Below are 21,867 nucleotides of genomic sequence, written 5' to 3'. Positions count from 1 at the left end.
GATCCTTCATCTGAGTGAGTGCGTCTCGTACCGCGGCGTGGCGGTGCGCCGAAACGGTCCGCCACCCGCACGGGCGAGCGGTGCGGGCGAGGGCGCCCCTGACCTGGAATTTCGGCCTCCGGGCCGCCGGAGTTCCCTCGCGGCCGCCGCCGGAATGACGCATTCCGGTCGCGCTCGGGCGCGTACGACGGTCAAAGCTCGTCGTACGGACCTTGTCGAATGGGTGGCCATGAAGCCCTGTAGGGGTGATCATGAGAGTCCAGAGCGCACTTCCCATGAGGAGGCACGGGTGGCCGAGACTCTGAAGAAGGGCAGCCGGGTGACCGGCGCCGCGCGCGACAAGCTCGCGGCAGACCTGAAGAAGAAGTACGACTCCGGTGCGAGCATCCGGGCGTTGGCCGAGGAGACCGGCCGCTCCTATGGATTCGTCCACCGGATGCTCAGCGAGTCCGGAGTCACGCTGCGTGGACGCGGCGGGGCGACGCGAGGCAAGAAGGCGGCTTCGACCTGACGACCGATTTCCCGAGCGTCGTCTGAGGCCGGCCGGTCTCCGGTGCCGGCCACCCGGCCGATCCAGCGGTCGGCCGGGTGGTTACTGTGCAGTCACTTGATGTTTGCTGCACTGACCGCACCGGAACCGGAGGCGCCTCATGACTTCGCTGGACTCTGTGCTCGACAAGGACGGCGTACGGCTCACCGTCGAAGACGCGGTGGCCACGGTGACCCTCACCAACCCGGCCAAGCGCAATGCCCAATCCCCCGCTCTCTGGCGGGCGTTGGCCGAGGCCGGGCGGTCGCTGCCGGGTACCGTGCGGGTCGTCGTGCTGCGCGGCGAGGGCAAGTCCTTCTCCGCGGGGCTGGACCGGCAGGCCTTCACGCCGGAGGGATTCGACGGCGAGCCGTCGTTCATCGATCTCGCACGCGGCTCGGACGCCGAGCTCGACGCCGTCATCGCCGAGTACCAGGAGGCGTTCACCTGGTGGCGCCGCAACGACATCGTGTCGATCGCGGCCGTCCAGGGGCATGCGATCGGTGCCGGGTTCCAGCTCGCCCTCGCCTGCGACCTGCGGGTCGTGGCGCAGGACGTGCAGTTCGCCATGCGCGAGACCGGGCTGGGCCTGGTCCCCGACCTCACCGGGACGCACCCTCTCGTCTCGCTGGTCGGCTACGCCCGTGCGCTGGAGATCTGCGCCACGGGCCGCTTCGTCCTGGCTGACGAGGCGGAGCGGATCGGACTCGCCAATCTCGCCGTGGCCGCCGAGGAACTCGACGGGTCGGTGCGGGACTTGACCGCAGCGCTGCTCGCCGCGCCGCGTGACGCGGTGATCGAGACCAAGGCGCTGCTGCGTGGTGCCCAGTCGCGTGCGTACGAGGACCAGCGCACCGCCGAGCGCGCCGCGCAGGCACGCCGGCTGCGTGATCTGGCGGGGCTCGCCGACTGAACGACGCGGGCCGGTCCCGCTCGCACCGGCCGGCGCCTTCGCGCCGGCCGGTGCCGTTCGCGCCCTTTTCCGGGCGGACCCCGGCCGGGAGTGTGGGGGCGGTTCCGTGCCCGCGTGGATACGACGCGCGTAGGCAAGGGAGGCCGGCTCCCGGCGGCGGGGCCCCACCGTCGCCCGGGGACGTCCATCAGCGGGCGCCGTCACGCCCCGCAGTCGACCTCGGTGACGAGGACCGTGACCGGGAGGGGCGACAACAGGACCGAGGTGACCGCGGCGCGGACCGCGCGGGCCACCTCCACGGGACGGTGCCCCGACGCCGTCGCGCACTCCACCCGTACGCCGGACTCCTCGACCCGTACGGCGGCCCCGAGCGTGCCGGTGAGGCGGGCGACGCCCGGGACTGCGGCCGCGGCGGCGGCGATCACGTCCCGCGGTTCCGCCGCACCGGCGCCGCCCCGCCGCTCAGCGGCACCCTCCACCGGCCTCTCGGCTGCTGCCGTCCCCCGTGACCCCCGCAGGGCGTCCCCGGCGCGTGCCCCGTCACCCGGCTCCTTCGCCGCGGCAGGCGCCTCTTCCGGCCGCAAGCCCTCTGACCCGGGGGCGGGTACCGGCGCCGGTGCTCCCGCGGGTTCCGGCGGCGCGTCCAGCAGGGTCGTCACCCGGAGATCGACGACCGTGACCGGGAGTCCGAGGTGTTCCCCGGCGGCGGTGAGCAGCGCGGTACGCAGCTGCTCGGCCAGTTCGGGAAGGGGCGCCGCGGTGGCCGAAGCGAACTCCGCCTCGATCCGCAGCGGCCCCGGCGGCAGCGCGGCCGGGGGAGGCGGGACGGCCGGCGTCCCGGCCGAGCCCGGGTCGGCGAGTCCGGTCCTGATCGTGCCGGGCACCACGCCCGGCACTTCCGCCGCGGCCCGCCGCAACACCGGCTCCGCCGCCCGTTCCGCCAGCCAGGCGCCGTCCTGCGCGGTACCGAGCGGAAGCAGTCTGCCCAGCCCCAGCCGGGCCCGCACCGCCCCGGTCCAACCCTCGGCCGTCGTCATCGGCACCGCCTCGTCATTGCTCCAGCCTGCCGCATCCACCGGCGCGGGAGCGTGCAAGCGGACTTAGTGTGGTCAGCGTAGTCGGGAGTTCACCACCGCCCGGAAAGGTACGCATGGCGATGACCGACACGGATGTCAGTGTGACCAAGGAACCGGCCGGCACGGTCCGGCGAGGCGGCGGCGACCCGGCGACCCGGGGCCGCACCACCATCGCCGACGGCGTCGTCGAGAAGATCGCCGCGCTCGCGGCTCGGGACGTGGTCGGTGTCCATGCCATGGGCAGCGGACTGTCCCGCACCTTCGGCGCGGTGCGCGACCGGGTGCCCGGTGGCAAACCGCCCGTCACCCGCGGGGTGAAGGCCGAGGTCGGCGAGAAGCAGACCGCCCTCGACCTGGAGATCGTCGTCGACTACGGCGTCGCGATCGTGGACGTGGCCCGCGCCGTCCGCGAGAACGTCGTCGCCGCCGTCGAGCGGATGACCGGCTTGGAGGTCGTCGAGGTCAACATCGCCGTCGGCGATGTGAAGCTGCCGGACGAGGAAGACGAAGAGACGGAACCGCGGATCCAGTAGCGGAGCTCGAGAGAGGGGCCCGTAATGAGCATGGCGGTGGCCGGTCTGCTGGCCGGAATGGCGCTCGGATTCGCCGGGTACTTCGGCGGGTTCGCGGCGTTCCTGCTGGTGGCGGCACTGGGTGCGGTCGGTTTCGTCGTCGGGCGCGTGCTCGACGGCGATCTCGAACCGAGCGACTTCTTCCGGGGCCGCGAGCACGGCGACCGGCGGGGGTGACCCGGCGTGGCCGCCGAGACGCCTCCCTCCCCGGTCCCTTCGGCACCGGCCGCGGGCCCGCCCGCACCGGCGTCCTCGAACCACGGGGGGAAACGGATCCCCCCGGCCGAGCGGGGTGCGACCGCCATCGCCGACCGGGTGGTCGCGAAGATCGCCGCCCAGGCGGCCCGTGAGGCACTCACCCATGTGCCGGAGGGCGGCTCCGCACCGCATGCGACGGTCACCGTGCACCATGACCACGCCCGGGTACGGATCAGCCTCGAGCTCGACTACCCGTGCGACATCGGCGGGCAGTGCCGTGCCGTGCGTCGTCATGTCGCCCAGCGGGTAGAGGCGTTGGCGGGAATGGCGGTGCCGGAGGTCGCCGTACGGATCGAGCGGCTGCACTCCGTCCACACGCGCCGGGCTGCCCAGGGGAGGCTCCGATGAGCGAACCGGTGAAGGGATCCGTCCGGGGGAGCGGCCCGGTCACGGAATCCGCACGGGAACTGGACCAGTCGGCCTCCGCCGCCGCGTACCGGCCGCTGCCGGCGGCCGACGACGACGGCGGCGCCGGGCGCTTCTGGTCGCGGCGGCGGGTCCCCGCCGCGCTGCTCGCCCTGGTGGTGACGGCCGGGGCGGGGCTGCTGCTGTTCGACGTCGCCTCGGTACGGGCCGAGCGCCCCGGGATGGGCTGGCGGCGGTCGCTCGCCGGCGAACTGGCGAGCCGACCGGTGGACGACACCTGGGTGCTGGCGGGTGCGGGTGCGGCCGTCGCGGTCGGAGTCTGGCTGGTGGTGCTCGCCGTGACGCCGGGGCTGCGGAATCTGCTGCCCATGCGCCGCCGGGCGGGCGACGCGGACGTGCGGGCCGGGCTCGACCGGGACGCCGCCGAACTCGTCCTGCGCGACCGGGCGATGGAGGTCTCCGGGGTGCAGTCGGTACGGGTGCGGGTACGGCGCTCCCGGGTCGCGGTGCGGGCGGTGTCCCACTTCCGCGAACTGGACGAGGTCAGATCCGATCTGGACACCGTGCTGGGCGAGGGCATCCGTGAGCTCGGGCTGGTGCGGCGGCCGGCTCTGTCCGTACAGGTGCGCCGCCCGGCGAAGAAGGGGTGAGCGGGATGCTGCGGGTCGTCAACCGGGTGCTGATCGGGCTGGCCGGTCTGGTGCTCGTCCTGCTGGGGGGAGCGGTCCTGGCGGCGGGGCTGCGGCTGCCGGTGCCGTCCTGGTGGCCGTGGCCGGGGGCCGACGCCGTCCTGCTGAGCGATGGCCGCCGGCAGCGGTGGGAGGACCAGGGCTGGTGGTGGCCCGTGGCGATCGCGGTACTGGTGGTCGTCGTCCTCCTCGCTCTCTGGTGGCTGCTGGCGCAGTTCCGCCGTTCGCGGCTGACCGAGGTGCTGGTGGACAGCGGTGACGGGGAGGGGGCGCTGCTGCGGGGCCGGGCCATGGAGGCCGTGCTCGCGAGGGAGGCAGAGGACCTGGACGGTGTGGCCCGGACCCAGGTCGTCCTGCACGGCCGCCGCACGGCCCCGGCGGCCCGTGTGCGGCTTCTTCTCGAACCCTTCGCGTCACCGGGCGAGACCCTGCACCGCCTCTCGGCCGAGGCCCTGACCCACGCGCGCGACTCGGCGGGGCTGGCGTCGCTGCCCGCGGAGGTGCGGCTGCGCGCCCAGAAGCACCGGGCGAAGCGCGTGACGTGACCTGGGGCGACGGGTCAGGCCGGCGTGTGGCCTGGGGCGACGGTTCCGGGCGGCGCGTGGCCTGGGGCGACGGCCGTCGTGCGGCGGGTGGTTCGGCGGGCAGGGCTGTTGCGGGCCGTGCCGGGAGCGCGGGGCACCGGGAGAGCGCGCTCGGGCGGTGGGTGTCCGGGGCGCGGTCGGCGTTCGGGATGCGAGCGGGCAGGTGCCCTGGTTCGCTGAGAGTGGTCCGCTGGAAGCGACGTCCGAGGAGGGCATGAGCATGTCAGACGAAATCGGCGGCCGGGTCCGGCAGATGCGGCAGAAGGCCGAGGAGCTGAAGCAGGCCGCGGAGCGCGTGAACGATCCCGAGGAGAGCAAGCGGCTCAAGGAGAAGGCGCGCAGGCTCCAGGAGCAGAGCGAGCAGGAGAGCGCGATGGGGTCCGGGGACATCTACCCCATGGAGTGACCGCCGTGCCGTACGCACCGGCCGGTGACCGTCCGCGTCACCGGCCGGTGCGTGTACGGGCCCGGCACCGGCACGCGGCGCGGGGCCGTGTCCGTGAAGGGCCGCCCCGCCCGCCGGCGGACGGCCGCTGCCCTCCGGACCGGGCCTCGCACGCACGCGTCAGAAACCGGACCTCGCCCCGCCGTCCACCGGCAGCATCACACCCGTGAGGTACGACGCGGCGGGCGACAGCATGAACGCCGCCGTGCGCCCGAACTCCTCCGGAGTGCCGTAGCGCCGCAGCGGAATACGGGCCTCGTTGGCGGCACGGGCCGCGTCCGCGTCTCCGGACAGCGAGTCCAGCTCGCGCACCCGGTCGGTGTCGATACGGGCGGGCAGCAGTCCCACGACGCGGATGCCACGCGGGCCCAGCTCGTCGGAGAGCGACTTCGCGAAACCGGCCAGGCCGGGCCGCAGGCCATTCGAAATGGTCAGCCCGGGAATCGGCTCGTGGACCGAGCCGGACAGCACGAAGCCGACGACGCCGCCCTCACCCAGTGCGGCAGCCGCGCCCCGCGCCAGCCTGACCGCGCCCAGGAACACCGACTCGAAGGCCGCCTGCCACTGCTCGTCCGAGTTGTCGGCGACGAAGCCCGGCGGCGGGCCGCCGACGCTGATCAGCACGCCGTCGAAACGGCCGAAGTGCGCTCGGGCGGCCCCGATCAGCCGCTCGGCGGTCTCCGGGTCGGCGTTGTCGGCCGCGATGCCGACGGCGTCCGGGCCGATCTCGGCCGCCGCGTCCGCCGCGGCCTTCGTGTCCCGTCCGGTGATGATCAGCTTCGCGCCGTCGGCTGCGAGCGCCCGGGCGGCGGCGTTGCCCAGCCCGCGGGTCGCCCCGGTGACGACGTAGACACGGTCCTTCAGTCCAAGATCCATGGGCCCTATCCTGCCGCGCCGCGTGCGGCGAGGGCCAGGGCTGAGCCCACCAGCCCCACATGGCTGAACGCCTGGGGGAAGTTCCCGAGCTGCCGCCGCGCCACCGGGTCGTACTCCTCGGCCAGCAGCCCCACGTCGTTGCGCAGTTCCAGCAGCCGCTCGAAGAGGTCCTTGGCCTCCTCCACCCGGCCGGTCGCACGGAGCGCGTCGACCATCCAGAACGAGCAGACGAGGAACGTTCCTTCACGGCCGGGCAGCCCGTCGACGGACGGACCCTTGGTGCTGTAGCGGTCGATCAGCCCGTGCCGGCTCAACCCGGCCCGCACCGCGTCGACCGTGCCCACGACCCTCGGGTCGTCCGGCGGGAGGAAGCCCAGCCGGGGAATGAGCAGGGCCGCGGCGTCCAGTTCGTCCGAACCGTAGTACTGCGTGAAGGTGTTCCGCTCCGCGTCGAAGCCCCTGTCGCACACCTCCCGGTGCACCGCGTCCCGCATCGCCCGCCACCGCGTCACGTCACCGGGCAGACCGGGGTCGTCCTCCAGCGTCCGTACGGCACGGTCGGCCGCGACCCAGGCCATCACCTTGGAGAACACGAAGTGGCGCCGCGGCCCGCGCACTTCCCACAGGCCCTCGTCGGGCTCACGCCAGGTCGACTCCAGGAAGCCCAGCAGGCTCAGCTGGAGGTTCCAGGCGTGCGGCGGGGACTCCAGACCGGCCTCGCGGCCCAGCCGCAGCGAGTCCATGACCTCGCCGTAGACGTCGAGCTGGAGCTGGTCGACGGCGCCGTTGCCGATCCGGACCGGGGCGGAGCCCTCGTACCCGCGCAGCCAGGGCAGTTCCGTCTCCGGCAGTCGGCGCTCCCCGGCCACGCCGTACATGATCTGCAGGTCCGAGGGGTCGCCCGCCACCGCGCGCACCAGCCAGTCGCGCCAGGCGGCGGCCTCGTCGGCGTAGCCGGTGGCGAGGAGTGCGCCGAGGGTCAGGGTGGAGTCGCGCAGCCAGCAGTAGCGGTAGTCCCAGTTCCGTACACCGCCCGGATCCTCGGGCAGCGAGGTGGTGGGGGCGGCGACGATCCCGCCCGTCGGGGCGTACGTCAGCGCCTTGAGGGTGATCAGGGAGCGGACCACGGCATCCCGGTACGGACCCTCGTAATCGCACCGCGCGGACCACTCCTGCCAGTCGGCGACGCTCGCCCTCAGCGCCTCGAAGGGATCGACGAGCCGGGGAGCCTCCTCGTGCGAGGGGTGCCAGGTGAGGACGAAGGCCACGGTCTGCCCGGCGCCGACGGTGAACGACGAGACGGTGCTGAACTGCTGTCCCCAGGTCTTCACCGGCACGGAGTCGGGGTTCTCCAGGCGCAGCCACACGGAGTCGGGGCCGGCGACCGCGACCCGGTGGTCGTTCGTCCGCCGCATCCACGGGACGACAGAGCCGTAGTCGAAGCGCAGCCGCAGGGTCGCGCCCATTTCGACGGTGCCGCTGACGCCCTCCACGATCCGTACGACGTCGGGGGCCTTGTCGCGTTGCGGCATGAAGTCGGTGACCTTGACCGTGCCGGTCCGGGTTTCCCAGAACGACTCCAGGACGAGAGTGCCCGGCACATAGCGGCGGCCGGTGCAGTGCCCGGCGCCCTTGGGGGCGAGCCGCCAGTGGCCGTTGTTCTCGTCGCCGAGCAGGGCCGCGAAGCAGGCCCCGGAGTCGAAGCGCGGCAGGCACAGCCAGTCGACCGAGCCGTCTCTGCCCACCAGACCCGCGGTCTGCAGATCGCCGATCAGGGCGTAGTCCTCGATGCGTTGGGTCACGACATGCCGTTTTCCCTCGCCTGCGGCCGCCTAAGCGGTTGCGTTGCCCACGTGCGCGACGGCCGTCGCGGAGCCGAGCCGGCCCGGGGCTCGTGCGGGGGATCGGCGGGCTGTCGTGAGGGAGGGGCTCGCGTCGGCCGCGAGGGGTGCGGCACTCGGCCGCCGGGCGGGCCGGACCGCGGGTGTCCCGGCCGGGTCCGTCGGGTTGCCGCAGCCCGGGTCGACCATGTCCGTCGGACCGGGCCCGGAGGGTCAGCCTGCCGCCGCGCCCGCCGTCGCGGGCGTCTCCTCGGCGGCGGGCGCGACGGCCGCCGAGGCCCGGTCGCGCTTCTCGCGGCGTACGAGGACGACCCAGCCCACCGGGACACCGGCCGCGAACAACCACCACTGCACCGCGTACGCCATGTGCGCGCCGATGGAGTCGTGGTCGGGTTCCGCGATCAGCTCGGGGGTGCCGCCGGCCGGCTCCGGGGAGGTCTGCTGGAGGTAGCCGCCGAGCACCGGCCGGCCCAGGCCCTTGGCCTGCTGCGCGCTGTCGATCAGCATGATCTGACGCGGAGGCAGCCCGCTGAGGTCCTTGATCCCGCTCGCGCCGGTGGTCTCGTCGGCCATCAGCCGGCCCGTGACGGTGACCTCGCCCTTCGGCGCGGGGGGCACGGCCGGGTAGGCGGTCTGGTCGGCCGCCGCGGGCACCCAGCCGCGGTTGACCAGGACGGCACGGCCGTCGGCGAGGACCAGCGGGGTGACGACGTGCACCCCGACCCGCTCGTCGTTGTCGGTGCGGCGGCGTACGACGACCTCGTGGGCGGTGTCGTACGTGCCCGTGGCCGTGACGTGCCGCCAGTAGTCCGCGCGCGGGACGGTGTGTCCCGGGGAGGTCAGCTCGGTGACGGGGACAGGCCGTGCGGCGAGGTTGTCCGCGATCAGCTCGTTCTGCGCGACGCGGCGCTCGTGCCGGTGCATCTGCCAGAAGCCCAGCTCGACCATCACGGGAATGAGGACGAGGCTGACGAGGGTGAGGATCACCCACTGCCGGGACAACAGGAAGCGGTACACCCCACGACCGTACAACTCGGTCGTGGGGTGCCGGGCAGCAGGGTCCCGGGCGTGGCCCGGGATCGTGCCGGGCGGGCGGGGGAGTGCTGCGGGGCCGGGGAACCGGCCGCGTCACACCTTGTCGACGATGCCCGTCCTCCCCTCGGCGCGGGCGCAGTGCCCGCCGCAGTACCAGTGGCCCTGGACCTCGACGCCCTGGCCGATGATCTGGACCCTGCAGTGCTCGCAGATGGGGGCCATCCGGTGGATGGCGCAGGAGAAGCAGTCGAAGACGTGCACCGCGCCCTGCGCGTGCACCTCGAAGGACATGCCGTAGTCGTTTCCGCAGACCTCGCAACGTGCCATGCGCCGCATGGTCCGGAGGGCGGCGGACCGGAGCAAGATCCCTCCGGGCGGGTCGGGGCGGCTGCACCCGACCGGCGCACGCGCACCGGGCCGCGCGTCGCCCGGCCGGGGCCCGGCCGGGAGAGAGGCCGTGAGCGAGACCGGCGGGGGCGTCGGCGAGGCGTCACTCCCCGGCCGGGGCCACGTCCCTGAGCAGCTGGGTGAACGCGGCCTCGTCGATGATGGGCGTCCCGTACGACTTCGCCCGGACCGTCTTCGACGTGGGCGCGTCCGGGTCGTTGGTCACGAGGAGGCTCGTCAGCCGCGAGACGCTCGTCGCGACATGGAGACCCGCCTCGACAGCACGGTCCTCCAGCAGCTCCCGCTCCACCGAGGTGTCACCCGAAAAGGCCACCCGCATGCCCTGTTTGAGTGGCTTGTCCGCTTCGTAGCGACCCGGGTTCGGGTGCGGGCACGGTGGCCGCTTGCGTGCCGGGCGCCAGCCGTTCGGCCGGTACGAGGACCCCGACGCCTGCCGCCCGATCCGCGGCGCGGAGGGCGCGGTGGACCACTCCGTGAGCGGACGGCACTCCAGCAGCGGCAGCCGCACGCCGCGTTCGGCCGCCGTGTGCAGGCTCGGCCGGAAGGCCTCGGCCAGCACCCGGGCATCGTCCAGGGCGTTGTGCGCATGACGCTGGACGACGCCGAAGTGCGCCGCGAGCGACTCCAGCTTGTGGTTGGGCAGCGGCAGCGACAGCTCCTTGGACAGCGCGATCGTGCACAGCCGCTGGCGCACGGGCGCGACGTGCTCCGCCCGTGCGTACTCCCTGGCGATCATGGACCAGTCGAATACGGCGTTGTGCGCGACGAGCACCCGGCCGTCCAGCCGGTGCGCGAACTCACGGGCGATGTCGCCGAAGAGCGGCGCGCCCTCCAGCATGTCGCTCGTCAGCCCGTGGATCCACACCGGACCGGGATCCCGCTCCGGGTTGACCAGGGAGTACCAGTGGTCCTCGACGTTTCCCTGTGCGTCCAGGCGGTAGACGGCAGCCGACACTATCCGGTCGTCACGGGCGAGTCCGGTGGTCTCCACGTCGACGACCGCGTACCCCTGTGGATACGCGGCCGGCCACGCTGCTGCTGTCGTACGGTCGTCGAGCATGGTCACAGAGCTTACGGGCCGCCACTGACACGGCCGATCCGGACCGTGTGCCGCCGGGCCCGGCGCCCGTCCGGCGGGGCGCATGTCTGGGGCCCCGTCAGTCCCGTACGGAAACGGCGGAATTCACCACGGCCGACTGATGCGGATCTTGCCTGATACGTCCGGAATTCCGTGACGAGGCGGTGCACCGGCTCCCCCTCCCTCAGTTGTTCCCCTGGGCCAGCAGGGACTTCACCAGCGCCCTGACGGACGCGGTGAACAACCGCTCGGGGTCCACGGGGCGCGCCAGCGCACGGGCCAGGGCCGGGTCCTTCCTCGCGCTCACGGTCTTCCCCGGCCGCTCCCGCCCGGTCGCCTGCGCCGGCGCCAGTTCGCGGGCACACTCGACCAGGACGAAACCGACCACCTGGAACTGCACCGCGCGGACCGCCTCGGCGGCGCGCGCTCCCCGCAGCCCGGCGCTGTGCACCTCGCGTACGAGCGCGCGCTGCGCGGGCAGGAACACCCGCTCGGTCAGGCCGCGTTCATGGACCACGGCGATCAGATGGGGCCGGGCGTGCAGCTCGCCGCGCAGCCGCCGGGCGACCGAGACGATCCGGGTGGCCGGGGTGCGGCCGGTCGGCTGTATCGCCCCCATCTCCTCCACCGTCCGCTCGACGAGCGCGTCGAGCAGCGACTCGCGATTGCCGACGTGCCAGTAGATGGACGTCACGGCCGTACCGAGCCGGGCGGCGAGCCCCCGCATGGTGAGTGCGTCGGGACCGTGCTGTTTCACGAGGTCGTCCGCGGCCTCCAGCACCTCCTCGCGGGTCAGTGCGGTACGTGACATGAAACCCCCAGCTTCGGTCAACTACGTTGCACAACTGCCTCTTCGCTCTTCATCGGCCGACGGTGTAACTGCGTTACAGGCAGGTGCTCCGGTCTGTGTCCCGCGTGACTGCCCCGCCTTCACGCGCGTGTGGCGGCTGCGCCCGCGGCGCCCGGAGTGAGACCCTCCCGGCGTGACGCAACCGACACCCCACCACGAGCCCCACGGCGCATCCATGGGCACCCGTCTCAACTGGCTCCGCGCCGCGGTCCTCGGCGCCAACGACGGCATCGTGTCGACCGCCGGCATCGTCGTGGGCGTGGCGGGTGCGACCGGCGACCGCGCGACGCTGCTCACGGCCGGACTCGCGGGACTGCTCGCCGGATCCATGTCGATGGCCGCCGGCGAGTACGTCTCGGTCTCGACCCAGCGCGACTCGGAGAAGGCGGCACTGGCCCTGGAGAAGCGCGAGCTCAGGGAGCAGCCCGCGGCCGAACTCGACGAACTGACGGCCCTCCTGGCCGCCCGCGGCCTCTCCCGCGAGGTCGCCCGTGCGGCCGCGGAACAGCTCACCGCACGCGACGCGCTGCGCGCCCACGCCCGGGTCGAACTCGGTATCAACCCCGACGAGCTCGCCAACCCCTGGCACGCGGCCGGCGCCAGCTTCCTGGCCTTCACCGTGGGCGCGCTGCTGCCCCTGCTGGCCATCGTCCTGCCGCCGTCCACCGCCCGGCTGCCGGTGACCGTCGTGTCGGTGCTGGTCGCCCTCGCCTTCACCGGCTGGTGGAGCGCCCGCCTCGGTGTGGCACCGGCCGGGCGGGCGATGGTGCGCAACGTGTGCGGGGGCGCGCTGGCGATGGGAGTGACGTACGCGGCGGGCTCGCTGCTGGGCGCTGCGGGGATCTGAGCGCTGCTGCCCCGCGGTCCCGGCGGGCGTACGGTGCGGCACCGGGCCCGCCGTCCGGCCCCCACCCGGCCGCTCCGGCCTCCGCGCCGCGCGTCCGCCCCCCCCGGGGCCGGTTGGCGGAAGTCGCCAAAACTTCCTGACAACCCGTCTCACAAACTTGTCGGTAACACCATCTGGCCGAGCCGCCGCACCCGCCTCTACGGTGCCCGCATGCCGTCCAACCTGCCCGATGTCGTGCTGTGGTCGATCCCGGCCTTCGTCCTGCTCACCGTCGTGGAGATGGTGAGCTACCGGCTCCATCCCGACGACGAGGCCGCCGGTTACGAGGCACGCGACGCCGCCACCAGCATCGGCATGGGACTCGGCAGCCTGTTCTTCGACCTGCTGTGGAAGATCCCCGTCGTCGCGATCCACACCGCCGTGTACGAACTCACGCCGCTGCGGGTGCCCGTCCTGTGGTGGACCGTGCTGCTGATGCTGCTCGCACAGGACTTCTGCTACTACTGGTCCCACCGCGGCCACCACGTCATCCGCGTTCTGTGGGCCTGCCACGTCGTCCACCACTCCAGCCGGAAGTTCAACCTCAGCACCGCGCTGCGCCAGCCGTGGACCGCCTTCAGCTCATGGCCGTTCTACCTCCCGATGATCGCGTGCGGAGTGCACCCGGCCGCCCTGGCGTTCTGCTCCTCCGTGAATCTCGTCTACCAGTTCTGGATCCACACCGAACGGGTCGGCAAACTGCCGCGCCCCGTCGAGTACGTGCTCAACACCCCGTCCCACCACCGGGTGCACCACGCTTCCCAAGGCGGCTACCTGGACCGGAACTTCGGCGGGATCCTCATCCTCTGGGACCGGCTCTTCGGGTCCTTCGCGGCCGAGACCGAGCGGCCCGTGTACGGGCTGACCAAGAACATCGCGACGTACAACCCGCTGCGGGTCGCCACGCACGAGTACGTGGCGATCGTCCGTGACGTACGGTCGGCGGCCGACTGGCGCGAGCGGGCCGGGCGGTTGTTCCGCGGGCCCGGCTGGCAGCCGCAGGGCGCCGCCCCGGTGGCTGCCGCCACCGCTCCGGGACCCGCCGGCGCCCCCGGACCCGCGGGCACGGCCGGTGCCCCCGCCGCCGCGGAGCGCCTCGCGTGAGCACTGCCGGCCGCGCGCTCGGCGGCCTTGTCCGGCCGACGGCCCGGGCGGTGCGGCTGCTGCCGGCCGCCTTCGCGGCGGCCGTCCTGCTCGACCTCGCCTCCCTCCTCGTCGGCTGGGAAACCGGGCACCTCGTCGCGAAGCCGCTGCTCATGCCGCTGCTCGCGGCGTACGCGGCGGCCCGGGGCGGTCCGCGGACCCTGGTCGCCGCGCTGCTGTTCGGCTGGGTCGGCGACGTGCTCCTGATGGCCGGAGCGGACCTGGCGTTCCTCCTGGGCATGGCGGCGTTCGCCGCCGGGCACTGCTGCTATCTCACGCTGTTCGGACGCGGGCGGACCAGTCCGCTGCTCGGTGCCGGGTACGCCGTCGTCCTCGCCGGTGCCCTCGTGGCGCTGTGGCCGGACCTCCCCGCGGGACTGCGCCTGCCCGTCGCCGCGTACTCGCTTCTGCTCACGGCCATGGCGTACCGGTCGAGTGCCGCGGGCGCCCTCGCGGGCCTCGGCGGGGCGCTCTTCCTGCTCTCGGACATGCTCATCGCCACCGGCCTCGCCGCCTGGCCGCGGCTCCCGGCCGCCGACTTCTGGATCATGCTCACCTATGCCGCGGCCCAGTGCCTGCTCACGCTGGGTGCCCTCGGGCGGGCGTCCGCCGGGGACCGGGCGTACGGTGAGGCGCGTACCGACGTCTGAGCAGCGAGGATCCGCCCGACATGCGCGCCACCACCATCCACGCCCCGTTCGACCTGCGGGTGGAGGAGGTGCCCGACGCCCGTGTCCGGGAACCTACCGACGCGGTGGTGCGCGTGGTGCGTGCCTGCATCTGCGGCAGCGACCTCTGGGCCTACCGCGGCGAGGCCGAGCGGCAGCCCGGCCAGCGCATCGGCCACGAGTTCCTGGGCGTCGTCGAGGAGGCCGGCCACCAGGTGACCGGCTTCGCCCCCGGCGACCTCGTCGTCGCGCCCTTCGTCTGGTCCGACGGCACCTGCGAGTTCTGCGTGGAGGGGCTGCAGACGTCCTGCCCGCAGGGCGGCTTCTGGGGATCGCCCGGCAGCGACGGCGGCCAGGGCGAGGCAGTGCGCGTCCCGTTCGCGGACGCCACGCTGGTCGGGCTCCCCGCCGCGGCGCTCTCCGACGAACGGCTGCTGACCGCGCTCCTCGCGCTCTCCGACGTCCTGGGCACGGGCCACCACGCCGCACTCGGCGCGGGCGTCACCAAGGGCAGCACGGTCGCGGTCGTCGGCGACGGCGCGGTCGGGCTGTGCGGCGTCCTCGCCGCCCGGCGGCTCGGTGCCGAGCGGATCATCGCCCTCGGCCGCCACCGCGTCCGCACCGACATCGCCCGCACCTTCGGCGCCACGGACGTCGTCGCCGCGCGCGGCGACGAGGCCGTCGCGGCCGTGCGCGAGCTGACCGGCGGTCACGGCGCGCACGCAGTGATCGAGGCGGTCGGCACGGAGGAGTCGATGCGCACCGCCGTCGGCATCACCCGGGACGGCGGCGCCGTCGGCTACGTCGGCGTCCCGCACGGCAGCGGCACCGGACTCGACCTCGGTGTGATGTTCGACCGCAACATCGCGCTGCGCGGCGGGGTCGCGCCGGTCCGCGCCTACATCCCCGAACTGCTCCCGGACGTCCTGGACGGCACTGTCGACCCGTCGCCCGTCTTCGACATGACGGTCGGCCTGGACGGCGTCCCCGAGGGCTACCGGGCCATGGACGGGCGCACGGCCCTGAAGGTGCTCGTCAAGCCCTGAGCCGCACCTGGCCCCCGCGGCCCCGGCGTATCCGCCCGTGCCCGTCCGGCCACGCGAAGGGCCCGGGCGTGTTCCCCCACGCCCGGGCCCCTCGTCCGTGCCCGCGCCGTCCGACGGACGGCGCGCCGCCTACCGGACGACGTGACCGGCTACCAGCGCACGGCGTCCAGCGCGTCCGCCATCCCGGCGCCGTAGAAGCCGTTCTTGCCCTTTCCGCCCTCGCACACCGCGTCGACCGTGCCGTCGCCGTTGATGTCGTACGGGTTGGTGCAGGCACGGTCGTCGGCCTGTGCGTACAGGAGGGCCTTCACCCCGGCCGCCGACAGCTTCGGGTGCTTCGACTTGATCAGCGCGACGACACCCGCGACGTGCGGCGACGCCATCGACGTGCCCGCCTTGTAGTTCCAGGTGTGGCCGCCCCTGAACGTGGTCGAGAGGATCAGCCCGCTGGTGGCGGGGGCCTCCGGCGGCTGGAGGGCGGTGGAGTCACCGCCCGGCGCCGTGATGTCCACGACCCCGTTGCCGTAGTTCGAGTACGACGACTTGAGGCCCTTGGCCCCGGTCGCCGACACCGTCACCACACCCGGCAGCATGGCCGGGATGTCCGGGCACTCGCGCGGGTTGACGACCCGTGAGACCGGAGTGGTGTCGTTCGGGCTCGTCGTGTCGGTGACCTGGTCGGCGGCGAGGTCGGCACGGGAGTTGCCGGCCGCGGCGACGTTCACCACGCCCTTGCGCTCCGCGTACCTGGTGGCCCGGGCGAGGGTCTCGACGAGGGCCTTCTGGTCCTCGTCGTTCTTGCAGTTGTACAGCCACGGGTCGACGTAGTAGCTGTTGTTGGTCACGTCGGCGCCGTGGTCCGCGGCCCAGACGAAGCCGCAGAGGACCGCCTCGGTGTAGAAGAACCCGTCCGGGTTCGCCACCTTGAGGCTGGACACCTTCACTCCGGGCGCCACGCCGGTGACCCCGAAACCGTTCTTCGCGGCGGCGATGGTGCCCGCCACGTGCATGCCGTGGTCGCTCTCGTCCGCGGCCGGACGCCATGCGTCGTTCTCCGTGACGGGCACGCCGCTCACGCAGTTCGCGGACGCCCGGCGGTCGAAGTTCGGCGCGATGTCCGGGTGGGTGTCGTCGACACCCGAGTCCAGGACGGCGACCGTGACCTTGCTGCTGCCCAGCGAGCGCTGGTGGGCCTTGTCGGCCTTGATGGCGGGCAGATCCCACTGCAGGGGCTCCAGCGGGTCCTGCTCGTCCGTCGCCTTGGCCGCGGCCGCCTTCGCCTGAGCGGCGGTCAGGGGCTGTTCGGCTTCGATGGCGTTGTCCCGCTGGGGGACCAGCGGGTTGGTGCGCGTGGCGCCCGCCGAGGCGACGCCCTTCACCGTGCGGATCTGCTTGGCGAAGTCAGGGTTCTGCGAGTGGACGACGACGACGCCGATCCGGTCGTAGGCGATCACCACCGTGCCGCCGGCCTTCGCGACCGCCCTCTTCACCTTGGCGACGGCCGCTCGGCCGCCGTCGACGTTGACGACGTAGGACAGCTTCGGGCCGTTGGTCGAGACGGCTGCGGGCGTGTCGTCGGCGGGGGCGGCGGTCGCCGCGCCCGCGGGCAGGAATCCGAGCGAGGCCGTGAGCGCCAGACCCGCGGGCAGTGCTATCGCGCGCGTTCGTCTGGATCGCAGATGAGCCATGGGATCTCCACATCATCCGGTTGGCCGCCCAGACACCCCGTGCGTATGGGCGGGTACATGACGAGTGAAGCTATCGCCGATCATCCACGCGCATCAACGACTTCGGGAACTCGGTTCCGAAAATCGGGCAGAAATGCGGTCGCGATTACGGCGGGAGGTGAACCGCTCCGCGGTGCGCTCCGTGCCGTTGTCAGGGGAAGGGGCGAGCCGCCCCGCTCCCCGCAACGAGACCCCGTCCCGTCCATGTCTGCCGCACCGCGGCGCGAGGAGAGTCCGTGACCACCGATGCACCGCCGCCCCCCGGGGGCAAGGACCTCGGTCCCGCCCAGCCCACGACCGAACAGTTCGTCGAGGTGCAGGAGAGCGCGGAATTCGCCGAACTGCGCCGCACCTACCGGTCCTTCGCCTTCCCCCTGACCGTCGCCTTCATCCTCTGGTACCTGCTGTACGTCCTGCTGTCCAACTACGCGGGCGGCTTCATGGGCGCCAAGCTCTTCGGCAACATCAACGTGGCCTTCGTCTTCGGCCTCGCCCAGTTCGCCACCACCTTCCTCATCGCCTGGTTCTACGCACGGCACGCGGCCGAGAAGCTCGACCCCAAGGCGGATGCGATCAAGTCCCGTATGGAGGCCGACGCATGAGCAACACGACACTCCAGGCCGTCGGGCTCGCGGCGGCGAGCGACGCCAGTGAGCACCGCCCGCTGATCATCACCCTGTTCGCGGCCTTCGTCGTCGCGACGCTGTTCATAACGGTCTGGGCCGGCCGGCAGACCAAGGACGCCGCCGACTTCTACGCCGGCGGGCGCCAGTTCACCGGCTTCCAGAACGGACTCGCCATCTCCGGCGACTACATGTCCGCCGCGTCCTTCCTCGGCATCGCCGGCGCCATCGCCCTCTTCGGCTACGACGGCTTCCTGTACTCCATCGGCTTCCTCGTGGCCTGGCTCGTCGCCCTGCTTCTCGTCGCCGAACCGCTGCGCAACTCCGGCCGGTTCACCATGGGCGACGTCCTCGCGTACCGCATGCGGCAGCGGCCCGTCCGCACCGCCGCCGGCACGTCCACGATCGTCGTCTCGATCTTCTACCTGCTCGCCCAGATGGCGGGTGCGGGCGTGCTCGTCTCGCTGCTGCTCGGCATCACCAGCGACGCGGGGAAGATCGCCATCGTCGGCCTCGTCGGCGTGCTGATGATCCTCTACGTCACCATCGGCGGCATGAAGGGCACCACCTGGGTGCAGATGGTCAAGGCCGTCCTGCTGATCGCGGGCACCCTGCTCATCACCTTCCTGGTGCTCTGGAAGTTCAACTTCAACGTCTCCGACCTGCTCGGCACCGCGGCGGAGCAGAGCGGCAAGGGCGCGGCGTTCCTGGAGCCCGGCCTCAAGTACGGCGCCACCGGCACCTCCAAGCTGGACTTCATCTCGCTCGGCATCGCCCTGGTGCTCGGCACCGCCGGTCTGCCGCACATCCTGATCCGCTTCTACACCGTGCCCACCGCCAGGGCCGCCCGTAAGTCGGTCATCTGGGCCATCGGGATCATCGGTGCCTTCTACCTGATGACGATCGCGCTGGGGTTCGGCGCGGCCGCCCTGGTCGGACCCGAGGAGATCACGGCCTCCAACAAGGCCGGCAACACGGCGGCACCGCTGCTCGCGCTCCACATCGGCGGCGCCGACTCCGCGGGCGGCGCGATCCTGCTGGCCGTCATCTCCGCGGTGGCCTTCGCCACCATCCTCGCCGTCGTCGCCGGGCTCACGCTGGCCTCGTCCTCGTCGTTCGCGCACGACATCTACGCCAACGTCATCCGCAAGGGACAGGCCACCGAGAAGGAGGAGGTCCGCGCGGCCCGCTGGGCGACGGTCCTCATCGGCATCGTCTCCATCGCGCTGGGGGCCATGGCCCGCGATCTGAACGTGGCCGGCCTGGTGGCGCTCGCCTTCGCGGTCGCCGCCTCCGCGAACCTTCCGACGATCCTGTACAGCCTGTTCTGGAAGAGGTTCACGACCTCGGGCGCCCTGTGGTCCATCTACGGCGGTCTGGTCTCGTCGGTGGTCCTGGTGCTGTTCTCCCCGGTCGTGTCCGGCAAGCCCTCGTCCATGTTCCCCTCGGTGGACTTCGCCTGGTTCCCGCTGGAGAACCCCGGGATCGTCTCCATCCCGCTGGGCTTCCTGCTCGGCTGGCTCGGCTCCCTGCTGTCCAAGGAGGAGCCGGACAAGGGCAAGTACGCGGAACTGGAGGTCAAGTCCCTCACAGGCGTCGCCGCCCACTGAGGAGGAAGACGTCATACGCCTGTACGCGGCCGCGTCGTAGGGTCCTACGACGCGGCCGCGCCGTACCTCGTGGCAATCGACCCCTGCCGTTGTCGGAGGTCTCGCGTAGGCTCGCTTGTAGTAGTTCCTCACTCACGCGACGAGTGCCAGTACGACTTCCGGACACGGGGAGGGGGCCCACAGTGCTCATCGACACCTACGGCCGTGTGGCCACTGACCTGCGGGTCTCGCTCACCGACCGGTGCAATCTGCGCTGTTCGTACTGCATGCCGGAGGAGGGCCTGCAGTGGCTCTCGAAGTCCACGCTGCTCACCGACGACGAGATCGTCCGGCTCGTCCGCATCGCGGTGACCCTGCTCGGGATCACCGACGTCCGGTTCACCGGAGGTGAGCCGCTGCTGCGGCCCGGGCTCGTGGGGATCGTGGAGCGCTGCGCCGCGCTGGAGCCCCGCCCCAAGCTGGCGCTGACCACGAACGGGATCGGACTGAAGCGCACCGCGACGGCCCTGAAGGCCGCCGGGCTCGACCGGGTCAACGTCTCGCTGGACACCCTCCGCCCCGAGGTCTTCAAGACCCTCACCCGCCGCGACCGCCACCACGACGTCATCGAGGGCCTGGAGGCCGCCCGTGACGCCGGTCTGACCCCCGTGAAGGTCAACACGGTGCTGATGCCGGGGCTCAACGACGACGAGGCCCCCGAGCTGCTCGCCTGGGCCGTCGAGCACGCCTACGAACTGCGCTTCATCGAGCAGATGCCGCTGGACGCCCAGCACGGCTGGAAGCGCGACGGGATGATCACCGCGGGTGACATCCTGCAGTCGCTGCGCACCCGCTTCGAGCTCACGCCCGAGGGCGACCAGGCACGTGGCTCCGCGCCCGCGGAGCGCTGGCTGGTGGACGGCGGCCCGCACCGGGTCGGGGTCATCGCCTCCGTCACCCGGCCCTTCTGCAGCGCCTGCGACCGCACCCGCCTCACCGCCGACGGGCAGGTCCGCACCTGCCTGTTCGCCCGCGAGGAGACCGATCTGCGCGGCGCGCTGCGTTCCGGCGCGCCGGACGAGGAGATCGCCCGGATCTGGAAGCTCGCGATGTGGGGGAAGAAGGCGGGATCGGGCCTGGACGACCCGGAGTTCCTTCAGCCGCAGCGCCCGATGTCAGCCATCGGCGGCTGAGCCGCGCCCTTCGCCGGACGCCCGCCCCTCCCACTCGCCGAGCGTCACGACGTCCTTCAGGAACCCGCGCACACCAAGGAACTTGGACAGGTGCTCGCGGTGCTCCTCGCAGGCCAGCCACGTCTTGCGGCGCTCCGGCGTGTGCAGCTTCGGGTTGTTCCATGCCAGCACCCACACGGCGGCGGCTCGGCAGCCCTTCGCGGAGCAGATGGGGAAGTCGGCGCTCACCGGGTCAGTACTCACCGGATCATTGTCCACAACGAGGCGACGCCGAGCAGCCACGGGGGGAGCTGCCCGGCGTCGGTCCGTCGCTCCGACGGGGGATGCGGAGCGCACTGGCAGTATGTCACGCGGAACGGGCCGTGGTGCACCGGAACTTCATGATTGATCTGAGCTTTTCCTGAGCTTCGCGGCGCGGGTGCGGACGGCCTCGCGGAACCGCCGTTCAGCCGTGCCGGAACTGCCGTTCCGGGGCGTCCTCCGCTCGGCGTTCCGCATCGTCCTTCGCGGGCTCCGCCCAGGTGGCGCCCGCGGTGTGCGCCGTGTCCTCCGGAGCCGGCCGCGGCGCCGGCGTGCCGCTCTCCAGAGCGGGCCTCGTGGGGGCCGGCACGAAGGTGGCGAGCGGCCTCGGCGCGCTCTCGCGGCCCGCGTTGGCGATCACCACGGCGATGTACGGCAGCGTCACACCCAGGACCAACGCCACGATCGCCACATGGCGCTCGACGTTCCACAGGACCGCGGCCAGGACCACCGCGAGGGTGCGGATCGACATCGAGATCACATAACGGCGCTGACGGCCGCGTACGTCGTCGGCCAGACCCTGACGGGCACCCGTGATCCGGAAGACCTCGGTCTCCTTGTGCTTCCGCATGTCGTTCCGCCGCTCAACCGCCGCACCGGGCCCTCCCCGGCGCGAACCTGTTTCCACGGTACGCCGGAGCTCCGGCGCATTCGAGACCGGGTCCCCTGTGTCGGGCCTATGGCGGCATCGCGTACCGCAAGCGCAGCTGTCCGACATGCGCTGTATAGCAGATACGTCGAAACTGTCCGTAACTGCTCACGTCGATCCGAAAGCGGGAGGCAGCCATGGGCTGGTTGTGGGCGATCATCGTCGGATTCGTGCTGGGGTTGCTCGCCAAGGCGATCCTGCCGGGGAAGCAGCACAGTCCGCTCTGGCTGATCACGATCTTCGGCATCATCGGCGGCATCGTCGGCAACGCGCTCGCGGGAGCGTTCGGGATCAGGGAGACGCCCGGTATCGACTGGGGCCGCCATGCCCTGCAGATCATCGCCGCCCTGGTCATCGTCGGCGTCGGCGACATGCTCTACATGTCGCTGCGCGGCAGGAAACAGACGGCCTGACGGGCCCGCGCGCACGGCCGGGGGACGCGAGGCGCGTGCCCCGGCGGGCGGATGGGCCGGCGGCCTGAGCGCGGCGGGACCACGGGCGCGGGCGGCACGGGCCGGGACCA

The 21,867-nt window shown here is 72.5% G+C and carries 26 protein-coding genes; 16 read left to right on the top strand and 10 right to left on the bottom strand.

The window, feature by feature from the left end; genetic code table 11:
• Positions 1-289: 289 nt before the first annotated feature.
• Entirely contained in the window at positions 290-511 is a 222-nt protein-coding gene (locus BLT82_RS07495; RefSeq protein WP_017948860.1) for a helix-turn-helix domain-containing protein, read from the top strand.
• 139 nt (positions 512-650) lie between these two features.
• Positions 651-1,442 carry an enoyl-CoA hydratase/isomerase family protein gene (locus tag BLT82_RS07490; RefSeq protein WP_093653069.1) on the top strand — a complete coding sequence of 264 codons (792 nt, stop codon included), beginning with the start codon at positions 651-653 and terminating at the stop codon, positions 1,440-1,442.
• Between the two features lie 200 nt (positions 1,443-1,642).
• Here BLT82_RS07490 and BLT82_RS07485 read toward each other — a convergent pair whose 3' ends face one another.
• On the bottom strand, positions 1,643-2,479 hold the full coding sequence (locus BLT82_RS07485; protein WP_167745981.1) for a hypothetical protein: 837 nt from the start codon (positions 2,477-2,479) through the stop codon (positions 1,643-1,645).
• A gap of 119 nt (positions 2,480-2,598) precedes the next feature.
• Here BLT82_RS07485 and BLT82_RS07480 point away from each other — a divergent pair, with 119 nt between their 5' ends.
• The 6 genes from BLT82_RS07480 (at position 2,599) to BLT82_RS07455 (ending at position 5,393) form a co-directional block, all read left to right on the top strand.
• Complete coding sequence (locus BLT82_RS07480) at positions 2,599-3,051, top strand: Asp23/Gls24 family envelope stress response protein (RefSeq protein WP_208867759.1); 453 nt, start codon at positions 2,599-2,601, stop codon at positions 3,049-3,051.
• A 24-nt stretch (positions 3,052-3,075) separates the two neighbouring features.
• On the top strand, positions 3,076-3,267 hold the full coding sequence (locus BLT82_RS07475; protein WP_093653066.1) for a hypothetical protein: 192 nt from the start codon (positions 3,076-3,078) through the stop codon (positions 3,265-3,267).
• Positions 3,268-3,273: 6 nt separating this feature from the next.
• A complete protein-coding gene (locus tag BLT82_RS07470) occupies positions 3,274-3,696 on the top strand; it encodes an Asp23/Gls24 family envelope stress response protein (protein ID WP_093653065.1) in 423 nt (140 codons plus the stop codon).
• Positions 3,693-4,364 (top strand): DUF6286 domain-containing protein, encoded by a 672-nt coding sequence (locus BLT82_RS07465; protein WP_093653064.1) that lies wholly within the window; start codon positions 3,693-3,695, stop codon positions 4,362-4,364. Before BLT82_RS07470 ends, BLT82_RS07465 begins: the two co-directional genes overlap by 4 nt.
• Before the next feature lie 5 nt (positions 4,365-4,369).
• Positions 4,370-4,948: an alkaline shock response membrane anchor protein AmaP gene (amaP, locus tag BLT82_RS07460; protein ID WP_093653063.1), complete on the top strand. Its 579-nt coding sequence runs from the start codon at positions 4,370-4,372 to the stop codon at positions 4,946-4,948.
• 253 nt (positions 4,949-5,201) lie between these two features.
• Positions 5,202-5,393 (top strand): DUF6381 family protein, encoded by a 192-nt coding sequence (locus BLT82_RS07455; protein WP_208867758.1) that lies wholly within the window; start codon positions 5,202-5,204, stop codon positions 5,391-5,393.
• 159 nt (positions 5,394-5,552) lie between these two features.
• Here BLT82_RS07455 and BLT82_RS07450 read toward each other — a convergent pair whose 3' ends face one another.
• The 6 genes from BLT82_RS07450 to BLT82_RS07425 form a co-directional block, all read right to left on the bottom strand.
• Entirely contained in the window at positions 5,553-6,308 is a 756-nt protein-coding gene (locus BLT82_RS07450; RefSeq protein ID WP_093653062.1) for an SDR family oxidoreductase, read from the bottom strand.
• Positions 6,309-6,313: 5 nt separating this feature from the next.
• Positions 6,314-8,110 carry a glycoside hydrolase family 15 protein gene (locus BLT82_RS07445; protein ID WP_093653061.1) on the bottom strand — a complete coding sequence of 599 codons (1,797 nt, stop codon included), beginning with the start codon at positions 8,108-8,110 and terminating at the stop codon, positions 6,314-6,316.
• 252 nt (positions 8,111-8,362) lie between these two features.
• Positions 8,363-9,166, bottom strand: coding sequence for an SURF1 family cytochrome oxidase biogenesis protein (locus BLT82_RS07440; RefSeq protein ID WP_093653060.1), 804 nt, complete (start codon positions 9,164-9,166; stop codon positions 8,363-8,365).
• A 111-nt stretch (positions 9,167-9,277) separates the two neighbouring features.
• Positions 9,278-9,511 (bottom strand): hypothetical protein, encoded by a 234-nt coding sequence (locus BLT82_RS07435; protein WP_017948874.1) that lies wholly within the window; start codon positions 9,509-9,511, stop codon positions 9,278-9,280.
• A gap of 163 nt (positions 9,512-9,674) precedes the next feature.
• Positions 9,675-10,658 (bottom strand): DEDDh family exonuclease, encoded by a 984-nt coding sequence (locus tag BLT82_RS07430; RefSeq protein WP_093653059.1) that lies wholly within the window; start codon positions 10,656-10,658, stop codon positions 9,675-9,677.
• 196 nt (positions 10,659-10,854) lie between these two features.
• Complete coding sequence (locus BLT82_RS07425) at positions 10,855-11,481, bottom strand: TetR/AcrR family transcriptional regulator (RefSeq protein WP_093653058.1); 627 nt, start codon at positions 11,479-11,481, stop codon at positions 10,855-10,857.
• Between the two features lie 214 nt (positions 11,482-11,695).
• On the opposite strand from BLT82_RS07425, the gene BLT82_RS07420 reads away from it, so the two are divergent.
• From BLT82_RS07420 to BLT82_RS07405, 4 genes are all read left to right on the top strand, one after another.
• Positions 11,696-12,367 (top strand): VIT1/CCC1 transporter family protein, encoded by a 672-nt coding sequence (locus tag BLT82_RS07420; RefSeq protein WP_093653057.1) that lies wholly within the window; start codon positions 11,696-11,698, stop codon positions 12,365-12,367.
• Positions 12,368-12,577: 210 nt separating this feature from the next.
• A complete protein-coding gene (locus BLT82_RS07415; RefSeq protein WP_093653056.1) occupies positions 12,578-13,510 on the top strand; it encodes a sterol desaturase family protein in 933 nt (310 codons plus the stop codon).
• A complete protein-coding gene (locus BLT82_RS07410) occupies positions 13,507-14,199 on the top strand; it encodes a lysoplasmalogenase (protein WP_093653055.1) in 693 nt (230 codons plus the stop codon). Before BLT82_RS07415 ends, BLT82_RS07410 begins: the two co-directional genes overlap by 4 nt.
• Before the next feature lie 20 nt (positions 14,200-14,219).
• Positions 14,220-15,263, top strand: a complete 1,044-nt coding sequence (locus BLT82_RS07405; RefSeq protein WP_093653054.1) for a zinc-dependent alcohol dehydrogenase family protein — start codon at positions 14,220-14,222, stop codon at positions 15,261-15,263.
• Between the two features lie 149 nt (positions 15,264-15,412).
• Here BLT82_RS07405 and BLT82_RS07400 read toward each other — a convergent pair whose 3' ends face one another.
• Complete coding sequence (locus BLT82_RS07400) at positions 15,413-16,951, bottom strand: S8 family peptidase (RefSeq protein WP_093653053.1); 1,539 nt, start codon at positions 16,949-16,951, stop codon at positions 15,413-15,415.
• A 275-nt stretch (positions 16,952-17,226) separates the two neighbouring features.
• On the opposite strand from BLT82_RS07400, the gene BLT82_RS07395 reads away from it, so the two are divergent.
• The 3 genes from BLT82_RS07395 (at position 17,227) to moaA (ending at position 20,395) form a co-directional block, all read left to right on the top strand.
• Positions 17,227-17,592: a DUF485 domain-containing protein gene (locus tag BLT82_RS07395; protein ID WP_093653052.1), complete on the top strand. Its 366-nt coding sequence runs from the start codon at positions 17,227-17,229 to the stop codon at positions 17,590-17,592.
• Positions 17,589-19,223: a solute symporter family protein gene (locus BLT82_RS07390; RefSeq protein WP_093653051.1), complete on the top strand. Its 1,635-nt coding sequence runs from the start codon at positions 17,589-17,591 to the stop codon at positions 19,221-19,223. The genes BLT82_RS07395 and BLT82_RS07390 overlap by 4 nt, the downstream gene beginning before the upstream one ends.
• Positions 19,224-19,405: 182 nt before the next feature.
• Positions 19,406-20,395, top strand: coding sequence for a GTP 3',8-cyclase MoaA (gene moaA, locus BLT82_RS07385; protein ID WP_093653050.1), 990 nt, complete (start codon positions 19,406-19,408; stop codon positions 20,393-20,395).
• On the opposite strand, the gene BLT82_RS07380 is transcribed toward moaA, so the two are convergent.
• Both BLT82_RS07380 and BLT82_RS07375 read right to left on the bottom strand, forming a co-directional pair.
• Positions 20,378-20,638 carry a hypothetical protein gene (locus BLT82_RS07380; RefSeq protein ID WP_093653049.1) on the bottom strand — a complete coding sequence of 87 codons (261 nt, stop codon included), beginning with the start codon at positions 20,636-20,638 and terminating at the stop codon, positions 20,378-20,380. The genes moaA and BLT82_RS07380 overlap by 18 nt on opposite strands.
• A 202-nt stretch (positions 20,639-20,840) precedes the next feature.
• A complete protein-coding gene (locus tag BLT82_RS07375) occupies positions 20,841-21,266 on the bottom strand; it encodes a DUF3099 domain-containing protein (RefSeq protein WP_093653048.1) in 426 nt (141 codons plus the stop codon).
• 215 nt (positions 21,267-21,481) lie between these two features.
• Here BLT82_RS07375 and BLT82_RS07370 point away from each other — a divergent pair, with 215 nt between their 5' ends.
• A complete protein-coding gene (locus BLT82_RS07370) occupies positions 21,482-21,757 on the top strand; it encodes a GlsB/YeaQ/YmgE family stress response membrane protein (protein ID WP_093653047.1) in 276 nt (91 codons plus the stop codon).
• Positions 21,758-21,867 lie beyond the last annotated feature (110 nt).

Source organism: Streptomyces wuyuanensis (genome assembly GCF_900103455.1).
Lineage (GTDB): Bacteria > Actinomycetota > Actinomycetes > Streptomycetales > Streptomycetaceae > Streptomyces > Streptomyces wuyuanensis.
Note: the sequence above shows the minus strand (reverse complement) of the source record. Positions and strands in the feature narration are given on the sequence as shown.